The sequence below is a fragment of the Pseudomonadota bacterium genome (assembly GCA_026390555.1).
In the GTDB taxonomy this organism is placed as follows: Bacteria; Bdellovibrionota_C; UBA2361; order UBA2361; family OMII01; genus OMII01.
Window position 1 is genome coordinate 14,147 of record JAPLFS010000043.1, and the last position, 19,699, is coordinate 33,845.

Annotated in this window: 16 protein-coding genes and 2 tRNA genes; 4 read left to right on the forward strand and 14 right to left on the reverse strand. The window is 49.9% G+C overall.

What is annotated here, in order from left to right; all coding sequences use genetic code 11:
* Positions 1-34 precede the first annotated feature (34 nt).
* The gene (locus NTV65_06320) at positions 35-1,579 is read right to left on the reverse strand and encodes a hypothetical protein (protein ID MCX6114812.1); all 1,545 of its coding nucleotides are present in this window, start codon (positions 1,577-1,579) and stop codon (positions 35-37) included.
* 578 nt (positions 1,580-2,157) lie between these two features.
* Here NTV65_06320 and NTV65_06325 point away from each other — a divergent pair.
* Both NTV65_06325 and xylA read left to right on the forward strand, forming a co-directional pair.
* Positions 2,158-3,645 (forward strand): FGGY family carbohydrate kinase, encoded by a 1,488-nt coding sequence (locus tag NTV65_06325; GenBank protein ID MCX6114813.1) that lies wholly within the window; start codon positions 2,158-2,160, stop codon positions 3,643-3,645.
* Between the two features lie 38 nt (positions 3,646-3,683).
* Complete coding sequence (gene xylA / locus NTV65_06330; protein ID MCX6114814.1) at positions 3,684-4,997, forward strand: xylose isomerase; 1,314 nt, start codon at positions 3,684-3,686, stop codon at positions 4,995-4,997.
* Between the two features lie 2 nt (positions 4,998-4,999).
* Here xylA and NTV65_06335 read toward each other — a convergent pair whose 3' ends face one another.
* The 4 genes from NTV65_06335 to NTV65_06350 form a co-directional block, all read right to left on the reverse strand.
* The gene (locus NTV65_06335) at positions 5,000-5,422 is read right to left on the reverse strand and encodes a response regulator (GenBank protein ID MCX6114815.1); all 423 of its coding nucleotides are present in this window, start codon (positions 5,420-5,422) and stop codon (positions 5,000-5,002) included.
* 189 nt (positions 5,423-5,611) lie between these two features.
* A complete protein-coding gene (locus tag NTV65_06340) occupies positions 5,612-6,739 on the reverse strand; it encodes a hypothetical protein (protein ID MCX6114816.1) in 1,128 nt (375 codons plus the stop codon).
* Between the two features lie 17 nt (positions 6,740-6,756).
* Positions 6,757-7,242 carry a hypothetical protein gene (locus tag NTV65_06345; protein MCX6114817.1) on the reverse strand — a complete coding sequence of 162 codons (486 nt, stop codon included), beginning with the start codon at positions 7,240-7,242 and terminating at the stop codon, positions 6,757-6,759.
* Between the two features lie 196 nt (positions 7,243-7,438).
* On the reverse strand, positions 7,439-9,256 hold the full coding sequence (locus NTV65_06350; GenBank protein ID MCX6114818.1) for a carbamoyltransferase: 1,818 nt from the start codon (positions 9,254-9,256) through the stop codon (positions 7,439-7,441).
* Between the two features lie 410 nt (positions 9,257-9,666).
* Between NTV65_06350 and NTV65_06355 the strand changes: the two genes are divergently transcribed.
* The gene (locus NTV65_06355; GenBank protein ID MCX6114819.1) at positions 9,667-10,440 is read left to right on the forward strand and encodes a glycosyltransferase family 2 protein; all 774 of its coding nucleotides are present in this window, start codon (positions 9,667-9,669) and stop codon (positions 10,438-10,440) included.
* Positions 10,441-10,480: 40 nt separating this feature from the next.
* On the opposite strand, the gene NTV65_06360 is transcribed toward NTV65_06355, so the two are convergent.
* Positions 10,481-10,553, reverse strand: a tRNA-Ala gene (locus NTV65_06360).
* 124 nt (positions 10,554-10,677) lie between these two features.
* On the opposite strand from NTV65_06360, the gene NTV65_06365 reads away from it, so the two are divergent.
* Positions 10,678-10,754: transfer RNA gene (locus NTV65_06365), tRNA-Pro, on the forward strand.
* A 128-nt stretch (positions 10,755-10,882) separates the two neighbouring features.
* Here NTV65_06365 and NTV65_06370 read toward each other — a convergent pair.
* The 8 genes from NTV65_06370 to NTV65_06405 all read right to left on the reverse strand — a co-directional run.
* Positions 10,883-12,829 (reverse strand): hypothetical protein, encoded by a 1,947-nt coding sequence (locus NTV65_06370; GenBank protein MCX6114820.1) that lies wholly within the window; start codon positions 12,827-12,829, stop codon positions 10,883-10,885.
* 256 nt (positions 12,830-13,085) lie between these two features.
* On the reverse strand, positions 13,086-14,129 hold the full coding sequence (locus tag NTV65_06375; protein MCX6114821.1) for an NAD(P)-dependent alcohol dehydrogenase: 1,044 nt from the start codon (positions 14,127-14,129) through the stop codon (positions 13,086-13,088).
* Positions 14,130-14,550: 421 nt separating this feature from the next.
* Positions 14,551-15,141 carry a hypothetical protein gene (locus tag NTV65_06380; protein MCX6114822.1) on the reverse strand — a complete coding sequence of 197 codons (591 nt, stop codon included), beginning with the start codon at positions 15,139-15,141 and terminating at the stop codon, positions 14,551-14,553.
* A 67-nt stretch (positions 15,142-15,208) separates the two neighbouring features.
* A complete protein-coding gene (locus NTV65_06385) occupies positions 15,209-15,574 on the reverse strand; it encodes a copper-binding protein (protein ID MCX6114823.1) in 366 nt (121 codons plus the stop codon).
* A gap of 6 nt (positions 15,575-15,580) precedes the next feature.
* Entirely contained in the window at positions 15,581-15,997 is a 417-nt protein-coding gene (locus NTV65_06390; GenBank protein ID MCX6114824.1) for a hypothetical protein, read from the reverse strand.
* A gap of 135 nt (positions 15,998-16,132) precedes the next feature.
* Entirely contained in the window at positions 16,133-17,428 is a 1,296-nt protein-coding gene (locus NTV65_06395) for a hemolysin family protein (protein MCX6114825.1), read from the reverse strand.
* A gap of 286 nt (positions 17,429-17,714) precedes the next feature.
* Complete coding sequence (locus NTV65_06400; GenBank protein ID MCX6114826.1) at positions 17,715-18,725, reverse strand: serine/threonine protein kinase; 1,011 nt, start codon at positions 18,723-18,725, stop codon at positions 17,715-17,717.
* Positions 18,726-18,796: 71 nt separating this feature from the next.
* On the reverse strand, positions 18,797-19,699 hold a 903-nt coding region (locus NTV65_06405), incomplete at its 5' end, for an iron ABC transporter permease (GenBank protein MCX6114827.1).

Here is a 19,699-nt window from a genome sequence, read left to right on the forward strand (position 1 = left end):
TTGCTGTTACCCAGTCGACTATGCGATGAGCCACTTAATTAATCCTACACACGCTCCATTGCTCGCTCTCCAGCAAAATTGTACACACCCCGCTCTCTCTAGCCTCGCGCATAACAGCTCGGTCCTTTTCTAATATAAGGTGTGTGACACCAAATGCCGTAATGATGCTCTGCAGCTCTTGAAGTGACTCCATACTGCGGAAATATCTACGGTACAACTCAGCACCAATAAGGGTGTTCCGATCATCGATTACAGCTCGAAAGTCAGGGTAGAGCGATGCTGTCAGGAATCCACCCAAGTTAGGGGTCGCGTACACTACACCCCGTGGAGCGTCGTTCCTAATTGCACTAACGATGGCTTGGTCGTACTTTTTAGTAGACGGGCCAAGGGCCTCTTGCACTACCATACCAGGCGCAACCCATGCTGCGGCGATTCCGACAACTGCGCAGACAAGGGCGATACTACCCCAGCTTAGAGTCTTGCCCTCGCGCTTATCAACAGCTGTAAAACAGCGCTGACTTAAATTAAACACCCCTGGTAATTGAAAACCCAGAAGCTCTGAGTAGACCCTCGCCGCAAGTGGGGCTGCCGCTATAGCTACAAAGGGAACACACCGCACCATCAAGAACGCCTGCACACCAAAAACGATAGTAGCGACAAGATCTAGCACCCATCCAGTAGCCATTCTGCTTCTCATCCAGACGGCAAGTAGAACGGGAAGGACACAAAGGATGGTAAACAACACGCCGAAAAAACCCACGAAATCTCCCAGCTCCAGCAGCGGCTTCCACTCCTGATTAAGCCCTAGCAGATACCGATCGCCAGCTAGTGCAAAGATACTCCTGTGAAGCTCGATGCCCCGTGGATTGCAAAGTGTTGCAACCGCACACACTGCAAGGAGCGCACACATCTCTGTCACCCTTCTACGCGAGGATCTCTTGTCAAAAGCGAGCACGGGCACGGCGAGTGCAAGAAGCAGTAACCCCTCAACAAACGCCGGATGCATGTTTGCCCAGAGGATAAATATTACACAGAGATACACAGCGGTGTAACCGAACTCTCGGAGCTCTCCCGCTCCGAGAGTTGCAACAGCTCGGATACGACGATACGTGAGCGTAAAAAAAAGGATGCTAAACAGTACCGGCCGCAGAATAAAGTGAATCTCTGATAGCTTAAACGCAAGGACAGTAACAGCGAGTGCACACAGCGCCGAGCGGCTGCTCTCCCTTGTCATACCTCCGACCACTCCGAAGAAGGAAATGAGGTAGATTGCCGCACATAAAGCATAGACGAGTGGGTACCCACCTACTCTCTTCGATACAAAGAGGATAAGATCCGCTAGCCACTGATCGCAAACCCAGAGGCGCTGCTGTCCGGGCTCTAGTCCTAGTGCGGGGGCGATGGTCGGAGCAAGAAAAGGATCAAGGTAGGGCACCTTTAACGTCTCTAAGATCTGTTGACCGGTCTTAAGGTGCCATCCAACACCAGGGTCGTCAGCAAACTCTCCCCCCTGAGTAAATAGGATATAACGATATGCTAAGACGATAACGAGAGCTGCGATACTAAAAAAAGAGCGCATGTAACCATTCCGCATAAACTAAGCACGATCTCAAGATCGAATCCTTTTAACCACCCACAAGTTTATACTGTAGTGAATAGTTACGCATCACGTTACGATTCGCACTATCTTATATACCCCGCCGGAAGACCTCCATAACTCCTCAGCTCCTGCTATTCTCTGATCCCAGGTGTGTTTACACGCGCTATACCCGCGAACATAACAGCCGATTAAGGTACGCTCAATCCCCTCTACAGGTCTGATAGGTAAAGGTCTCAGAGATATCCATCATTCATAAGCATCTCTCTTTTTATAGCTTATTACTCTAATCGTCGGGTAATTATGGCCCCGATACTTGGCATAAAATAACCCGAAACTACGGCTACTTAGATAAGATACGTTGTAGCCATACAGCACCCATTAAGTTTTACTAGGGTTTTGGTTCTTAATATGGTTTTATCCAGCTCTTGATCGAGGGCAGATAAGCCGCTCATTATCGACAAAAAGTAGTTTAGCAACTGATCCTTCTGGGAGGACCGAGGCCGAAACGGCCTCTATCCAATTAAATTGCAAGCAATTGCAAAATTAACTGAGGCACTATGAACGCTACCCTGAACGCTACCCTGTTAGGCCTAGATATCGGCAGCTCCTCGGTCAAGGGTGCTCTGCTTAATGCTGAAACGGGCGAAGTTATCGCGCGCGCAACATCCCCAGGAACGGAGCTCCCCATCACTGCCGCTAATCCGGGCTGGGCTGAGCAGCATCCGGACCTCTGGTGGGAGCATGTCACTCATGTAATCCGTGAGATCGGGCAAGAGACCTCCCTAGCTGGGCTTAAAGGGATCGGAATCGGATATCAGATGCATGGCTTGGTGCTACTTGATGCCGCGCTGCAGCCCCTTAGACCATCCATAATCTGGTGTGATAGTCGTGCCGTAGCTCTCGGTGAAGAGGCTTGGGAGAAACTTGGCAAGGATTGGTGCCTACAGAATCTTCTTAATTCTCCGGGGAATTTCACCGCCTCTAAACTAGCCTGGGTTAAACAGAACGAGCCAAAGATCTTTGAAAAGATACGATACATGATGTTGCCCGGAGATTATGTGGCGCTGCGCCTAACCGGAGAGGCAATGACCTCGCTCTCAGGTCTCTCTGAGGGGATAATGTGGAATTTTCGTCAATCTCGGCTGGCTACCGAGCTGTTAGATTACTACGGCATTCCAAAGGAGTTCGTTCCAAAAAGTTCGCCATCTTTCGGTATGCAGGGGAGCGTGCGTAATGAGGTGGCGCGTGAGTTGGGCCTACCTTTAAATGTACCTGTTACCTATCGCGCCGGCGATCAACCAAATAACGCCTTCGCCTTAAAGGTTCTTAATCCGGGTGAGGTTGGCGCTAATGCCGGAACCTCCGGAGTTGTCTACGGTATCGCAGATAAGCCGTGCATCGATCCACAATCAAGGATTAATACCTTTCTACACGTCAATCATACCGCTCAAAATCCACGTCTCGGTGTTTTGCTTTGTGTTAACGGTGCAGGCGCGCTTTCACGTTGGATTAAGGTTAACTTTACTAAAGATTATATCAATCTTGATCGTGAAGCCTCTGCTTCACCGATCGGAGCGCGTGGTCTCTCATTCTTGCCGTTTGGAAATGGCGCAGAACGTACCCTAAACAACAAGAGCCTCGGTGCCTCCCTGCACGGTATTGAACTTAATATTCATACTGCGGGTGATGTCTATCGTTCAGCTATGGAGGGGATCGCTGCCTCGCTATCTTACGGTGTTGAGATTATGCGTGACATGGGAATCACGGTTAATTCGCTACGCGCGGGATATGGTAATATGTTTAGAAGCCAGATCTTCTCTCAGGCGCTCGCTTCGATGGTGGATGCTCCGATAGATCTGATTGATACCGATGGAGCTGAGGGCGCCGCACGGGGAGCCGGTCTTGGCGCCGCTGTTTTTAAATCCGTAGAGGACGCCTATAGAGGTATGAAGACAAAGGGAACCATTGTGCCCTCTGCGCACTCCGAGTACAAAGAGGTCTTCTCACGTTGGCGATCAGTTTTAACTCGCGAAACAGAATCTTAAATTTTAATTTTACTTAGATTAACGTTATAGGAGGCACCATGACTGAGCATTTTGAGGTCCCAGTAGTACAATTCGAAGGTCCAGACTCAAAAAACCCCCTTGCTTTCAGACACTACAATCCAAGCGAGGTCGTAGAGGGCAAGACGATGAAGGATCATCTCCGTTTTGCAGTTGCTTGGTGGCACACCATGCGCGGAACAGGCGGCGATCCGTTCGGCCCAGGTTGCGCAGTTCGCCCTTGGGAGGATGGCTCTGATTCATTAGAGATGGCGCTTAAGCGCGTTGATGTCGCATTTGAGTTCATGTCTAAGCTTGGTGTTCCTTATTACTGTTTTCATGATCGAGATGTAGCGCCTGAGGGCAAGGATCTCTCAGAGACCAATAAAAATCTCGATGCCGTAGTAAAGAAGCTTAAGGAGGCCCAAGCTAGAACCGGTATTAAACTCCTCTGGGGCACCGCTAATCTATTCACAAATAAGCGCTTCGTGCATGGGGCCTCTACTAGTTGTAACGCCGATGTATTTGCCTACGCTGCAGCGCAGGTTAAGAAAGCCCTGGAGGTAACTAAGGAGCTTGGTGGAACTAACTACGTGTTCTGGGGCGGCCGAGAGGGGTATCACACCCTTTACAACACCAACCTACGTAGGGAATTTGATCACTTAGCAAAGTTTCTACATATGGCGGTTGAGCATAAAAAGAAGATCGGCCTGGATGCTCAGTTCCTGATCGAACCTAAGCCAAGAGAGCCGACAACTCATCAATACGACAGCGACTGCGCTGCCTGTATGGCGTTCCTTAAGACCTACGGTTTAGATAAGGAATTTAAGTTCAATATCGAAACTAATCACGCCACCCTGGCCGGACACTCGATGTACCATGAGCTTACTTACGCCAGCAGCTACGGCATGCTTGGCTCAGTCGATGCGAATCGTGGGGACGAGTTAATCGGTTGGGACACTGATCAGTTCCCAACTAATATCTATACCACCGCACAGGCGATGTTGGTCATTCTTGAGAATGGAGGACTTGGGCGAGGAGGGTTAAACTTCGATGCTAAGGTTCGCCGCGAGAGCTTTGAGCCGATAGATCTATTCTATGCCCATATTGGTGCGATGGATGCCTTTGCGCAGGGGTTAAAGATAGCTGCTGCGATTCGAAAAGACGGCATCCTTAAAGAGATGCTTCAGAAGCGCTATAGCTCTTGGGATGCCGGAGTTGGCATCGACATAGAGGAGGGCACCGCTAACTTTGAGACCCTTGAGCGCTATATGCTTCAGAAGGGAGAAGTTGCTGCGAACGTCTCAGGTCGACAGGAGATGCTGGAGAATATCGTTAATCGATATATTCGGTAGCTTTACTGCAGGCCGCCAAAATCCTTGCAGAGTAGCAAGCAGTGTATCAGCTCAACCAGCTCTTTATAGTGCAAAGGTTTTGGGTATGCTGGGATCGGTGCAAGGTCGCTCTTTACCTGCTTCATCTCGCTTGGATCTGATGCGGTCAACGCAATAACTGAGGTGTTGGGGTATACCCAAGCAAGCTCCTGTGCTGTTTTGATCCCTACGTCTCTGGAGATCGGGTACTCACCTGCATCCTCTTTGTGTGTAAACGGCATATGCAGATCGCATATGATTAGATCAGGGGGATCTATCGTACTCAGCAGCTCGTATGCCGAGTCTGGGCAATCGGATTCGAAGACCTCCACCTCGTTGTCCTCGAGGATCTCTCGGAAGGTCTCACGATAGTCGTGATTATCATCAATAATAAGAACTGTTTTCATAGCCCTCTTGGCGCTTTTCGTCTCCTGCCTTGGAAACGATAGGGGCTTCTTGCCCCTACAAGATAATTCGGCTCTTATAGCGCTCCCCTTGAGGTAAAAGAATGCCGGTGGAACCGCTCTATATAGGGTACTACTGTCTAGTTTTTGACACCGCGGGACAGCCCTTCCGAAGGACACAGATCTAGGGACTTAGGTGAATCCTAGTGGATTGAACTCAAACATCTCCCATTGAGAGTGCTGATTTAGCTCTGCTGCAAGCTTTGCATGACTTACTAAACTTTGTTTTGATAGTTTTATAGCGCTGTGCTGAGGAAGGGCTTTTAGAAAGGTAGTAAGTCGCGACTCTACCGAAAGCATTGATCTGTGGGCCTCGACCCCTCGCTCCACATAGTCAGATAATGCGCGCTTGACCGTAAGAGCATCCTCTAGCGAGACCGTATCACCCACCATTAGCAGTAGATCTATTCCAGCCTCATGCGCCACTACTCCCAACTCAGATATAGCGATCTTCTGGGCCCGAACTCCCTCCATACCGAGTGCATCCGCGATTGTAATTCCCTTAAATCCGAGCGTATCCCGCAAGATCCCATGCATCACTGTATGCGAGAGTGTGGCCGGATAATGTGGATCGATCTGCGGCACCATGATGTGCGCGCTCATTACCATCTCAATCCCATCCTGAATAAGTTCCGCGAACGGCTGCAGCTCGCGCTGACGCAATTCAGCCAATGATCTATCAACAACTGGTAGCGCTATATGCGAGTCGGTAGCGGTATCGCCGTGTCCAGGAAAATGTTTTGCACACGGAGTTATTCCACCGGCTCGTAGCGCTGCTGCAAAGAGTTTTGCAGCAGCGCTCACTTGTAACGCTGTAGTACCGAAGGCGCGTTGATTGATTACCGGATTTTTAGGGTTAGAGTGGATATCGGCGACCGGTGAGAAGGAGAGATTAACTCCAAGCGAGCGCAGCTCCTGCGCCATGGCACGTGCTACAGCGCTAACGGCCTCTGGAACACCGGCATAACAGGCGGGATATGGAAAACGTGTAACAGGCGCAGGGAATCGGTGTACCTGCCCACCTTCATGGTCGATACAGACGATAATATTCTGACGGCCGATAGCCGCACGGAGATCTGTTAGTAAGGTTGCATAAATTTTCAGCCACTTACTGTAAGAGAGATCCTGCCGAAAATTTCTACGGCGAAGCATTATTCCAGCGGGTCGCAATTCGCTCAAGATTAACGACTCTGCCTCTGAAAGGACCGGCCCAGAGGGTTCAACTATAAATCGAATGCCTAGGTCTAAGGTGTTTGACACGCTTTTTTTAAAATCGGCTAAAATTGCTGCTTTAAACGCTTAAAGTCGTCGTACTTAGGGTCGCGCTGCTCCCAGTAAGTCTGCGCACCGCATCGATACGATAGATCGATCGATTTAATCCTAAGAATCTTGAGCAGATACGCCATAGGAACGAAGCCGATCGACCACGCTATACCGAGAAGAAGAAAGGTCATTACGATTGAGAGATAGTGCGCAAGCTTCATCCAGCCACGCCAGAGCGGTAACAGGACAATCGGGGCGCGATAACCTGCCAGCGCTGTAATCAAGGCTGCCGCAGCCCATGTAGCGCAGGTCGCAGCGGCTGCTACGTGATAAATCTTTGAGGCACAAACGATAAGAAAGATGGTCGCAAAGATTGCGCCAAATTCCTTGACGTGTTGACGCACTGGCTTCCCCATCCACTCATCATCAAGTGGAGAGGTGGCCTTCATCAGCACCTGTTGCAGCTCTGCTTGCGCAGAATCCTCGTAACCATTCAGCATGTTTTTATGTCTTACACGTGTCTTTGTTGCAGAAAGCATTATCTTACCACACTTTTCTTTCTTGTCGTCTCCTAATCGGAGACGGCATATTTATCTGAATGGTTAATTTTATTTACCCCGATTTGCTCCGCAAATCCGCCCCTGAATAGGGGCTAACGTTAGCGGAGCTGTATTGAGCTCAATGGTTACGAATCCTCTAATCTAACTCGAACTTCGTTAGCCAATCTTCGCGCTCCTGCCATTTCGGCTGCTCCTCTTTTAACATCACAATATTACCGACAATAAGCGCATCCATATCGGTGCGCATAAAACACGCGTACGCGTCGGCCGGGGTACAAACGATCGGTTCGCCACGCACATTAAAGCTAGTATTCACCAAAGCCGCACACCCGGTTCTCTGTTTAAATGCAGATAACAACTTATAAAAGCCTGGATGTTGTGCCGCAGACACCGTCTGAATTCGAGCCGAATAGTCTACGTGCGTAACCGCTGGAATATCTGACTTGGGTACATTTAACCTAGCGATCCCGAAGAGTTTACCCTCCTCCTCAGAAACTGCCAACCGACGGCTCTCTTTTACTGGAGCTACCAGCAACATATACGGAGAGTCGCAATCCATCTCGAAATAATCAGATACATGCTCTCGCATTACAGCCGGAGCAAAGGGTCGAAACGACTCACGGAACTTAATCTTCAAGTTCATGGTTGCCTGCATCGAGGTCGAACGTGGGTCTCCAATGATACTACGCGCACCAAGCGCACGGGGGCCAAACTCCATCCGTCCCTGGAACCAGCCAGCGATCTTGCCCTGTGCCAAAATATCCGCCGTATTTCTATATAGATCATCATCCGATACGCGCTTATATACAGCTCCGAACTGCGCAAGCTGCTCAATAGTCTCCTCGTCGGAGAACTCAGGTCCTAGTAGCGTCTGCTTCTGAGCATCAACGCCCTCGCTCGTTATACGGGGATTATCGAGATATCCGTACCAGGTACATAGCGCAGCCCCGAGAGCTCCACCAGCATCCCCTGCCGCTGGTTGTATCCAGATATTCTTAAACGGTCCCTCGCGCAGGAGCTTGCCGTTTCCTACGCAATTAAGCGCAACACCACCCGCCATAACGAGGTTCTCTAGCCCGGTCTCCCTGTGGAGAAAGCGTGCCTGTCTTAGCATACACTCCTCAACCACCACCTGAATCGAGGCGGCGAGATCCATCTCTCGTTGTGTCAGTGGACTCTCAGGCTTACGGCGTGGGCCATCAAAGAGGGTGTCAAAGCCCTCGTTGGTCATGGAGAGGCCCGCCATATAGTTGAAGTATTTGAGGTTTAGGTGATACGAGCCATCATCCTTAAGATCAACGAGGTTATCGTAGATCTTCTGCGCGTACTTGGGCTCCCCGTAGGGAGCCAAGCCCATCACTTTATACTCACCTGAATTAACCTTAAAACCTGTGAAATAGGTGAACGCTGAGTAAAGCAGCCCCATCGAGTGCGGGAACTTAATCTCACGTAGGATTGAGAATTTATTGCCCCTACCAACTCCGAGGCTGTTTGTGGTCCACTCCCCTACTCCATCGATAGTAAGGATGGCGGCCTCCTGGTACGGTGAGGGATAGAAGGCAGAACCGGCGTGACTCTGGTGATGCTCTGTAAAGAGCACCTCTCCATTATATCCGAGCTCGCTCTTGATCGTATCCGGTATCCAGAGCTTGTGTTTGAGCCAGAGCGGCATGGCGCGCGCGTAAGAGGTAAACCCCTGCGGAGCTGTTGCCAGGTAGGTCTCTAGTAGGCGTTCAAACTTTAGTAACGGCTTGTCATAGAATGCAACGAAGTCTACATCCTTAATGGTAAGTCCCTGCGATTTTAGACAATATGCAGCGGCGTTTTTTGGAAAATCTGGATCGTGTTTTTTGCGTGTAAAGCGCTCCTCTTGGGCAGCGGCTACTATTTTGCCATCTGCTACCAGGCATGCCGCGCTATCATGATATAATGCTGAGATTCCCAGAATGTTCATATCGCGTCCATGGTCCTATGGAATTAAGTCCTTAAGTAACTAGTCAGCATATTCCAGAAATATTCGCATACGGGAATGACACTCAATAGCCCCTAAGGGGCCGATTTGCTCCGCAAATCGGGGGTAAAACATTAACTGGTCACAAAATCTGCCGTCCCCGATCAGGGGACGACCAATCGAATTACCTATGAAACTTCGCCGTAATCTAAGTAGCTTGAATCGCGACATTAAACTACGGTGACCAGTTACGTCCTTAAATACACCGACTTATTACAACCTGTCGATAGTACTCAATTACTTTCATGCTGAGTAGCTAAAATCAAGACCCTTCAGGGAGGTGTGGCAGGCCAGGAGGCGCTAATTCCTTGAGGTACCTTGCCTTTTAATCAGTTATCCTGATCAATAGCGTTATGACTAAAAAATCCCGATCCTCAATCGCTGCCTTTATCGTGTGTTGTAACGAAGAGCGCCAGATCCGACGGTGCCTTGAGAGCGTGCGCTGGTGTGATGAGATCGTCATCGTTGATTCCGGCTCTACAGACCGCACCCTGCAGATCTGCGCCGAATTTACCTCAAAGATCATACACCACGATTGGCAGGGGTACGTGATTCAAAAGAGGTTTGCGCTCGCTCAATGCAGTAGTGAGTGGGTGCTAAATATCGATGCCGATGAGGAGGTTTCGGAGGAACTGCAAGAGGAGATCGTCAAGATCCTAGAGGAGGATAAAGCCGGAAAGGTCTCAACGCACGGCTTCCTACTAAATCGGGTCATATTCTTTCTCGATAGGTGGTGGCGCAAGGGTGGTTGGTATCCGGAGTATCGCCTGAGGTTATGTCGTCGCTCTGCTACGACCTGGGGGGGCGAGGACCCGCATGAGAAGGCCCATGTAACCGGCGAAACCAAGCGTTGCACTGGTGAGCTGCATCACTACTCATTTACCGACCTAACCGATTATGTGCGGCGGATGAACACCCTCTCATCAAACGCCACTCCATCGCTTATAAAGCGTGGTGCTACCGCATCAGCGATCGTTATTATAGGCCGCACCTGTGCGCGCTTCTTTAAGTTCTACATCTCAAAACGTGGCTTCCGTGAGGGGCTGGCGGGGCTAATAGTCGCCTCAATTGAAGCGTTCTCGGTGCTGCTTAAGTATGCAAAGCTTTGGGAGGCGCGCAAGCGGTGATAGGCTGGCAGCCTGTCGAGGCCTTTAAGGCCGAATCGAATGGACCTAAGCGGGGTCGAACCGCTGACCTCTACACTGCCAGCGTAGCGCTCTACCAACTGAGCTATAGGCCCATATACGCTAAAGAGAATAATTCAAAGACCGCAGAGTGTCAAAGTACCAGCCCCTAATAATCAATCGCCTCCCCTGCCTCAGGATTTGATCGTTTCCCCTAGTTACTATAACGTGCATGTCTGGCGGGCTGTGGCGCAGACCGGTAGCGCGTTCCCTTGGGGTGGGAGAGGTCGGAGGTTCAAATCCTCTCAGCCCGACCAATTTCTTTACTGCGCAAAAAACAGGGTCTAGATTCGAAAGCCCCTAAGGGGCCGATTTGCGGAGCCCGTCCAGCAGCGCAAGCTGCTGGCGCAGCAATGCGGTGGGGGTGAAAACATTAACCTAAGTACTACGACTCCGCTCTATACCCCCGTCGGATAAGCCCATTCAGCAGAGCCTCATTCAGCCCCGCCTCTTCTTGTACGGTCCAACTTGGCGTTACCTGTAACGCTCGTACCATGGCACTATGAGCCAGCGTAGTAATATTTAAAGCCGCCGCCTCTTCAACTATCTGTCCCCAATCATGTGGCTGTATTGAGGGATATTCTCGCTTATCGGCAACACTATTTTGCGCTGCATTAGGCCACTGCTCGATCTCTTGCATAATGTTCTGCAGGCCTTCACTCAGAACCTGCGTTGTAGCTTCAGCTTGCTCACCCTCGGCCCTCATCTGCCACATAAAGTACGCTCCAACTCTGGATACAGGAGGCCGCGCAATTTCCATAGCCTGCTTTTTATACCCGGCTCGATAGAGCAGATCCGGCAGAAAGATTCGACTAAGTTGGTACTGACGAGGATGATCAATTGAGCTCAACATGGAGGATATAGTATCTGCGATGATATTACGAAGCGCCTCGTCCCTTACGATGATATCAGAACAGAGATCCTCGCACATCTCTCCAATCAGCTCCTCTTCCTGCCCAGCAAGGGATCGGACAGTTTCAACAAAAGCCTCGTTTGTCTTATTTATTGTACCCTGATTGCCAACCCTCTGAGCGGATATTAATTGATGTTCGAATCTCTTGCTAACAAATACAACATATAGATCGAGCTCTGGATACTGCTCGCTAAGCAGGCAAAAGATCTGATCCGTTATTTCGCTATATGCGCCCTGATTCGCCGCCAACATGCCCTTAGCTATTGTGGCAACGCAGTAGTAAAATTCATCATCTAATTCGCCTGTATTGAATAATACCTCAATCCTTTTAATAGCGTCTTCTGGCTGCTTTAGATGTTTGGCTCTAATCTGCATACCGATTGAAAATCCAACGGCCCATGGCGCTACGTGATCTGACCTGGTATCAGGGGAGATCTGTTCAATCAACTTATCAACCAGCCCTGCATTTCCTACCATCGCAGCATTAAATGCTCGTACGCGCAGAGCATCCTCGCTATTGTTTTCTGAAGTGTCTAGATAACTCCCAAAGATCGAACGTACCACCACGGCGCACATATTTACTGCTTGCGCAGAGCCGCTTGCTGTACAGGCCTGCGTAACCATATAGAGCAGATCTATCTGAAGTTTTGTGTTGTTGAAGGCTTCCAGCAACTTGGTTATCTGATCACAGCTCCCTTTCTTAAAAAGCTCTGTTATCGCATCTAAGAAGCGACTCATGTCGACCCTTGCGTTTACCCGATCTGGCAAGGTGCATGTAATGGGAATTAGGTCATGCAGCACTTGATCCAAAACATCTATCTGTCCTGATGCAACTGCAGCTCTAATAATCGGCGCGATGCTGTTTAGTAGTCGGACACACTGCTGCGGTTTAATTGTAGTATGTGGAGCGATACGAAGAACCTCTCTTAGCTTACATGCAAGAGCCACTGTCAGCTCCGCATCACCCACCATAAGAGCAATACCTGCCGCATCACCTAGCGCATACGCCGCTGCCTCCCTTGCTTTATAAGCAGCAGGAAGCGCGCAGAGATGTTCGGCCAGCAAACAAGCACAATGTAGCATCGCAAGTTCGTGACCACTGGATGGAATGACTACGCTAGCCGGCTCGGCTTTTATGGTTTGGAGTTGTGCCTTTTCAAAAACACTCCGGACAACTTGGTACACCTCAGAGCGGATTGGGCACTCAACTACCTTAAGTTCGTTCAGCTTTGTTTCTATGGTGAGAAAAAACTTGGCCTGGTCCGGACCTTTACCACCTAAACTGACATGAGTAATCCGCACAGGCTGAGAGTCCAACGGAATGCATTTCATAACATCCTCCAACACTCCGTGTGAAGCTAGGATCGGGCTCTTTATAAAATCGATTCCAGGAATATGTAGAGATGTGCGATCTTGCATAGGGCTGCTTAAAATTAGTCAGCCAGTAATTATAGAAGAGATCTGGTTCTTAAGTAACCCTTAGAAGGAATCAGAGCAGCCTGAACCTGTCGGTTTGAGTGTGTTTGGGGAACTATTCACCCCAGTATAAACTTGTTGCTGGTTAAAATGATTCGATCTTGCGATCCGTCCTAAAGACTCGCCTTTCTTGACGTTCCCTGATCGGGGACGCTTATTTTAGGGGTTAATAGTATTGTTTAGAAAAATTAGTCGGCGCTTAGCCCGCCATCAGATCGATTACAAAGCGATACCGTACATCTCCACGCAACATTCTCTCATACGCTACATTAATCTGCGCGGGATTAATCATCTCTACATCAGAGACGATATTGTTAGCGGCACAAAAATCAAGCATCTCCTGGGTCTCTTTAATACCTCCGACCATAGATCCCGCTATGGTTCGACGTCGCGGGATGAGCGAGAACGGATGAACCTGTGGTGCCTCCGGCGGAACTCCTACAAGGATTAAAGTTCCATCGAGACGAATAAGCCCCAGTAACTGATTGAGGTCATGCGCCCCCGATACGGTATCAAGGATACAATCAAACCGTTCAGCGGCTTGCTGCAGCGCCTCTGCATCTGAAAGCAGTAGGAAGTGGTGCGCCCCTAGACGCCGTGCATCCGCCTCTTTTTCTGCGGAGGTGCTAATCACCGTAACCTCAGCACCAAGCGCCGCGGCGAACTTAACCCCCATATGTCCAAGCCCCCCCAAGCCTACAATCGCCACGCTGCTCCCCTTTCCTACCTTCCAGTGCTTAAGGGGCGAGTAGGTTGTAATGCCAGCACACAGGAGCGGTGCCACGGCTTTGAGGTCGAGTTTCGGAGATATCCGTAAAACATACCTCTCATCAACAACTATATGCGAGGAATATCCGCCGTGAGTTGGCGTTACCTTATCCTGCTCAGTTCCATTGTAGGTAAGGGAGAGGTGCCCCTGGCAATACTGCTCCAAGCCCCTGCTACAACTGCTACACTCACGACACGAGTCAACGAAACAGCCAACACCAACAAGATCATTTAAGGTGTAAGAGGATACCTCGGACCCCACCTGAGCTACCCGGCCAACGATCTCGTGCCCAGGAACCATCGGAAAGACCGAATTTCCCCACTCTCCACGCGCCTGATGAATATCGGAGTGACAGACCCCGCAGTAGTGAATCTCAATGAGTACATCGTGCGCGCCAACCTCGCGGCGAGTTAGTTCAAACGGTGCAATCGGAGAGGTTGCGTTGAGAGCGGCGTAAGCATGCGTAGAGACCATAGGGGATATCCTCATGTAAGGGCTTAAGTACGAAACGAGCAGAGCATACGTTGCAAGGATAATTTATAAAAGTGCAGAATCCCCCTCTGTACTACAGAAGTTATGCAATATGCCCTACTGGTCTGCGATGGGCACTACCGGAGCAGGAATGTCCTTGTTGAAGCCGCCTCTTTGGCAGATACTCTGTTGAGTTGGTCCTATTTGGACTGCATCTAAAGAACATCTGTCTGAATTTGTAGAAGGGTCATTATATCTATGATACTCCGAGTTTCCTTCATTCTCCTATGTTGCTTATCTCTCTCTGCCTGCTCAATCTTTGGCGCTGATAAAAAAGGGTGCCAGAAGGCTGCTAGCTCATGTGGCTGCGATAAGGACAAAGCTACTGAAACTGATGGTGCTGGCTGCGGCGGATAGCGCGATCCTACAGCTCTCCTTCTCCTTCCCCGTCTCCTTCTTCCTGTCTGGCCTCATCCTGGAGATCGAAGGTCTCAAGAACGTGCTCCTTTTCCGTACCCTCACTAGCAACCGGGGTCTCTACCTTTGCGGCCTGCTGATTTGCAAGTAGCTGCTCTAGCGGATCTACTATTAAGGGTGGTGTTGCTTTGGTTTGCCCCTGTGTGGCTTTCTGCTGCGGCTTTTTATCTTTGCTCTTGCCCTTAGCGGAGGGCTCCACACTCCCAAGAGGAAGGGTCCTCTTAACCGCTGCCAGTGGCACTAATACTAGGTCTCCTGGCTTCATTGCGCTAAGATCTAGGGTCGGATTAGCCCCCTTTAGAAGCTCCACCCCATCCTGTCCTCCAATATACCCCCCATCCTGTCCTCCAATATACCACTGAGAGATCTGCTGCGCGCTCTCGCTCGGAGTTGCAACCACATGCACTAGGTAGCTGCCCTCTCTCTGGGTTGTTGTCTTAAAGGGCTGCCCGAGAAAGCATCCACTTAAAAGCACGGCGCTAAGGGCAGCTTTTACCAAACGGCATAGCCCATGCTCTTTAATATATGCTCGCTTCATTATCACCTTCCGAAATCATCCGGCTATAGATCCTCCGACGGAAGAGCGCCGTTAATGAGGCCCAGATCTAGTCAACTTTCTTGATCGCAACAACAAACTCCGATTCCTTTGGTTCAAACGTTTGCTCCACAACGAGCTGCACTTTATCACCTACCTTAAGGCCTTCAATTGATGTTGTAGGCGCCAGATAAAAAGGCATCGTCATCGCCATCATGCCAACGATCTGTCCAGTTGAATCTCGGTAGTCGGAGATCCTTTCGTGTTTAACTATGATCTCATTTTGCGCTCTTCCATTACCCGGCAAAGCCCTAAGAACCCCACTTACATTGAAGGTATAGGAGCCCTCCGCCGAAGCAAGAGCTAACCCGCCTATTGGCAGTGCCAACACCAGCAAAGCAAAAACTCTCACTGCGTATCTTGCTATCTCGTTCATAGACAACTACTCCACCCCTCCCTTAACGATCCAGATGCGCCCAGCGATAAAGATGCAGTACATAGCCGTTACCGGAATACCTAACGCTACAAGAATAAAGAGCGGGACCTCTAGATTATATTTGATAGATTGAATCGTTGCGAATGCAAGGCTCGAAAGTATGACAGCTGCTGTCATAACTGTCAGCGCAATAACGAACGATTTACGAAAGTATAGGTAGATAGCTGTTAAAAGCCCTGCGAGACCTACCGAGATCTGCCCCATCATCGGGATAATAAAGAAGGTCGCAAAAAAGAACGGCGCGACTATAAGAGCCACCAAAAAGGTAAGAGCTACCTCAGAGCATGTTGCTCGTGGCAGTACCAGCACCCTACGCTGCGCGTGAAATCTCTCAAATTGATCCAACCGGATACGCGCTGTCACAATAGCTGGCCCCATAATTACATTCATAAGATGAGTCTAGCCTAGCGTTACATTGGACTCAACCTTTGATGTTATAAGGCAGGTTCTAACTCTGATTCGTTCCTATTATCGAATATCCTATGCAACGCTAGGATCTTATAACGGGATAAGCAGCACAGAACCGACGCTACCCCGCGATCTTTTAATAATACGGAACTCATAGCCACACTCACTACAGCTCTGTCCAACCTCAGGGATACCACTAAAGAGCACATTAAGGAGCCCTGCTACGGTGGAATACTCAGGCGACTCAGGTAGCGGCTTCGGAAGAAAGCTGTTTACATCCAGGATCGAAGCGTGTGCGTTAACGATAAAATCTCCCTCCTTACGCACCTCAACCGCAGGACTTTCATCATCGTACTCGTCCTGAATCTCTCCAACTATCTCCTCCACTATATCTTCAAGGGTAACTAGGCCAGAGGTAACCCCAAATTCATCGACTACTATCGCCATATGATTTCGCTTGCTCTGCAATTCTCTTAGAAGAACTCGGATCTTCTTTGTTTCTGGAACAAAGTAGGCCGGCCTCATAATATCAGCCAGTTTGAAGCTCTGCTTCTCCATGAATTTTCGCAGTAGCTCCTTTGAGTGTACAACCCCAACTATAGTATCGCGTGAACCAGAGAAGACCGGCATACGGGAGTATCCCTCCTTAGCGACGGTGTCTAAGACCTGTTCCGAATTCTCCTCTAACGCAACACACGCCATCTGTGTACGAGGAACCATAATCTGTCGTACTAGCCTCTCATCAAAGCTAAAAACCTTTTCTATCATCTCGTGCTCTGTTTTCTGGATCGATCCCAACTCGCCGCTTTGTGCGCTGGCCGCAAGCAACATCCGCAATTCAAGCTCAGTATGAGTATCATGATCACTCTCTACTTTGATGCCAAAGGGCGCCAATACCAGCCAGGTGCCACTATTAATGATCCAGACAAGCGGGGCAGTCATGGCTGCAAAAAACTTGAGGGGTATTGCGCAGAAATAGGTCAACTCCTGCGGATAGTAGATCGCAGCGTATTTAGGCACAGCCTCGCCAAAAATAAGATGCAGGATCGTAATAGCAACGAATCCAATTGGTAACGCTATCTGATGCGCAAGTAGGTCGCTAATCGGAAGGCCGATAGCATGCATCGTTGCTACAATTATATCAGCAACGATCGGCTCTCCAATCCACCCTAGGGCGAGACTAGCTAATGTGATTCCGATCTGCGCTGCTGAAAGATAGGCATCGAGCCGATCTAGAATTTTCTGTGAGGTTTGTGCGATGGAGCTTCCAGCCTCCGCCTCCCTCTCGACCGATGTGTAGCGTACCTTTATGATCGCAAATTCAGCGGCGACAAAAAAGGCGTTGAGTGCGATCAGCAATGCTATAAGAAAAATTCCAAGGACCATAATATTGCGTTACTATAGCGGAACTCCGCCTTTGTTTCACTGGATAAAATGTAACTATTCACCCCAGTATAAACTTGTCGGTGGTTAAAAGGATTTAATCTTGCGATCGACCCTAAAGGCCCCCCCTTGCTTGTCGTCCCCTGATCGGGGACGCTCATTTTAGGGTGAATAGTTACTTTTTTCTCCCCAGTTTGCTCCGCAAACTCGCCCCTTGATAGGGGCTAACGCGCGCGGATCTGACCGGGTGAATAGTTACCATAAAATTAAGCGCTATTCCGAGGGGTCATTATCCTACCCCCAAGCACTCTCCAACCTCCTGCAAGGCAATTAACTGCTCTCGCCAGTAGCGCTCACTGCCGTAATCAACAAAGATCCGTTTAAATGCAGGATCTTCGAACCGTTTGGCTATCCAGGTGGTAAAATGGACCATCCTTAGCGCCCGCAGAGGCTCTATCAAACGCATAGAGCCGCGGTCAAAGTCGCGCATCATCTCATACCCCTCTAGTAGAAGCTCTCGATTACGCTCCGTCTGTGGGTCCCGTCCAGGGGTAAGCAACCATATGTCTTGGACACAGGGACCTTCAAGGGAGTCATCAAAATCAACGATGCTACATGCCTGAGAAGCCCACAAAATATTCCCGATATGGCAATCTCCGTGCAGTCGCTGTGTGGCGGTCTCCTTAAACCAGGGCTCACTTGCTTTAAAGATTCGCTCAGCTACAGCTATGTAATGCCCCTCAACTGAGGCTGGGATCAGCCGTTCCGTTCGCAGAAACTCCAGATTCGAGTAGCCATAGCTCTCAACGGTCAGCTTCATGCGGTGCGCAAACTTTGTGCGAGATCCTACTGCATGCATACGCGCCAGCAGTCTCCCTATCTGCCTAAGCTCTGACTCGGACATCTCATCGAGGATCCTGCCACTAACTTTTGGAAAAACCGCATAGTACATGGCGGTTCCAGGCACCTGCGCAAGCGTTCTACCATCCGGAAAAAGGAGCGGCACTACCACGGGGATCTCTACTGCTTTATTCTCCTGCAAAAAGGAGTGCTCCTCAAGGATCTGAGCCTCAGTCCACCTTCCTGGTCTGTAAAACTTAGCAACACGAAAGGCGTCCCAACGCGCCGCCTCAGGCGGCAGATCTACATCTAGCTCAACCTCATAAACCCGATTCTCCATGCTGTTAAGCGCCATCACACGGCCGGTACACCGCCCGCCTAAGATTTCAACTGAGTCGAGCACTCGCTCAGGAGTGAGTTCAAAGAAAGCCTGTGTTGCCTGAGAATCGTTGTTTTTCATGTGAGACCCTAGCAGGCTGCGCCTGTTTCGAAAAAAACTCAACTATTGCGAGCTTGGGCGCTGGTAATCCCCTACAGAACCCGCCGATTACCCCTGATAAGCAGCAGAACAAAGACCGGTCCGCCTAACACCGCCGTAAAGACCCCAGCTGGGACCTCAAATGGCGGGGTAACGACTCGACCAAGTAGGTCACACAATACAACGAGCAGCGCTCCACTTACAAAAGCAACCGGGATAACTCGCCTGTGGTGCAACCCTACAAGAAGACGCACCGCTGCCGGCACAACGATCCCCACAAATCCGATCACCCCGCACTGTGCTACGATCCAACCAACAACGACCGATGTTAGGATAAACGCATTTCTAGAGAGCCGCGGCCCATCAACCCCCTTTATTGCAGCTATATCGTCACCAAAGAGCATCAAGTCGAGCTCTCGGTGGTGCTTCCAGATCACAACGACCCCGATTAAGATCGCCCCGATACCGAGAGCTGACCACGATAGCACCGGGACTCCCCCCATCATCCAACGGGTAACTCGAAAGAGCTGCGAATAGTCGCTTAGATATTGAATCAGGGTCAGAAGACTGGAGCAAAAGAAACTAAAAACAACCCCTATAAGTAAGAGCGAATCTCGCGCTGCTCCAACCACTGTCTTACTAAGCAGCATTATCAGAAATATGCTGATAGCTGCGCCGAAGATAGCGCATGCCTCAACATCAAAAAGCGCTCCCCCACCGCAGAGTAGTGACAAGGAGGCCCCAAGGGCTGCACCAGAAGAAACCCCCAAAGAGAATGGACTAGCGAGTTGATTTCTAAAAAGCGCCTGATAGGCCGCCCCAATCACCGATAACCCCCCTCCCACAAGCAACGCAAATAAGACGCGGGGTAGCCGCAACTCAAAAACAACGAGCTGCGCCTGTGAATCTGTCAGAAGCTGTGTTGGCGAATACTGGGTTGCTCCCAGCAACACCGC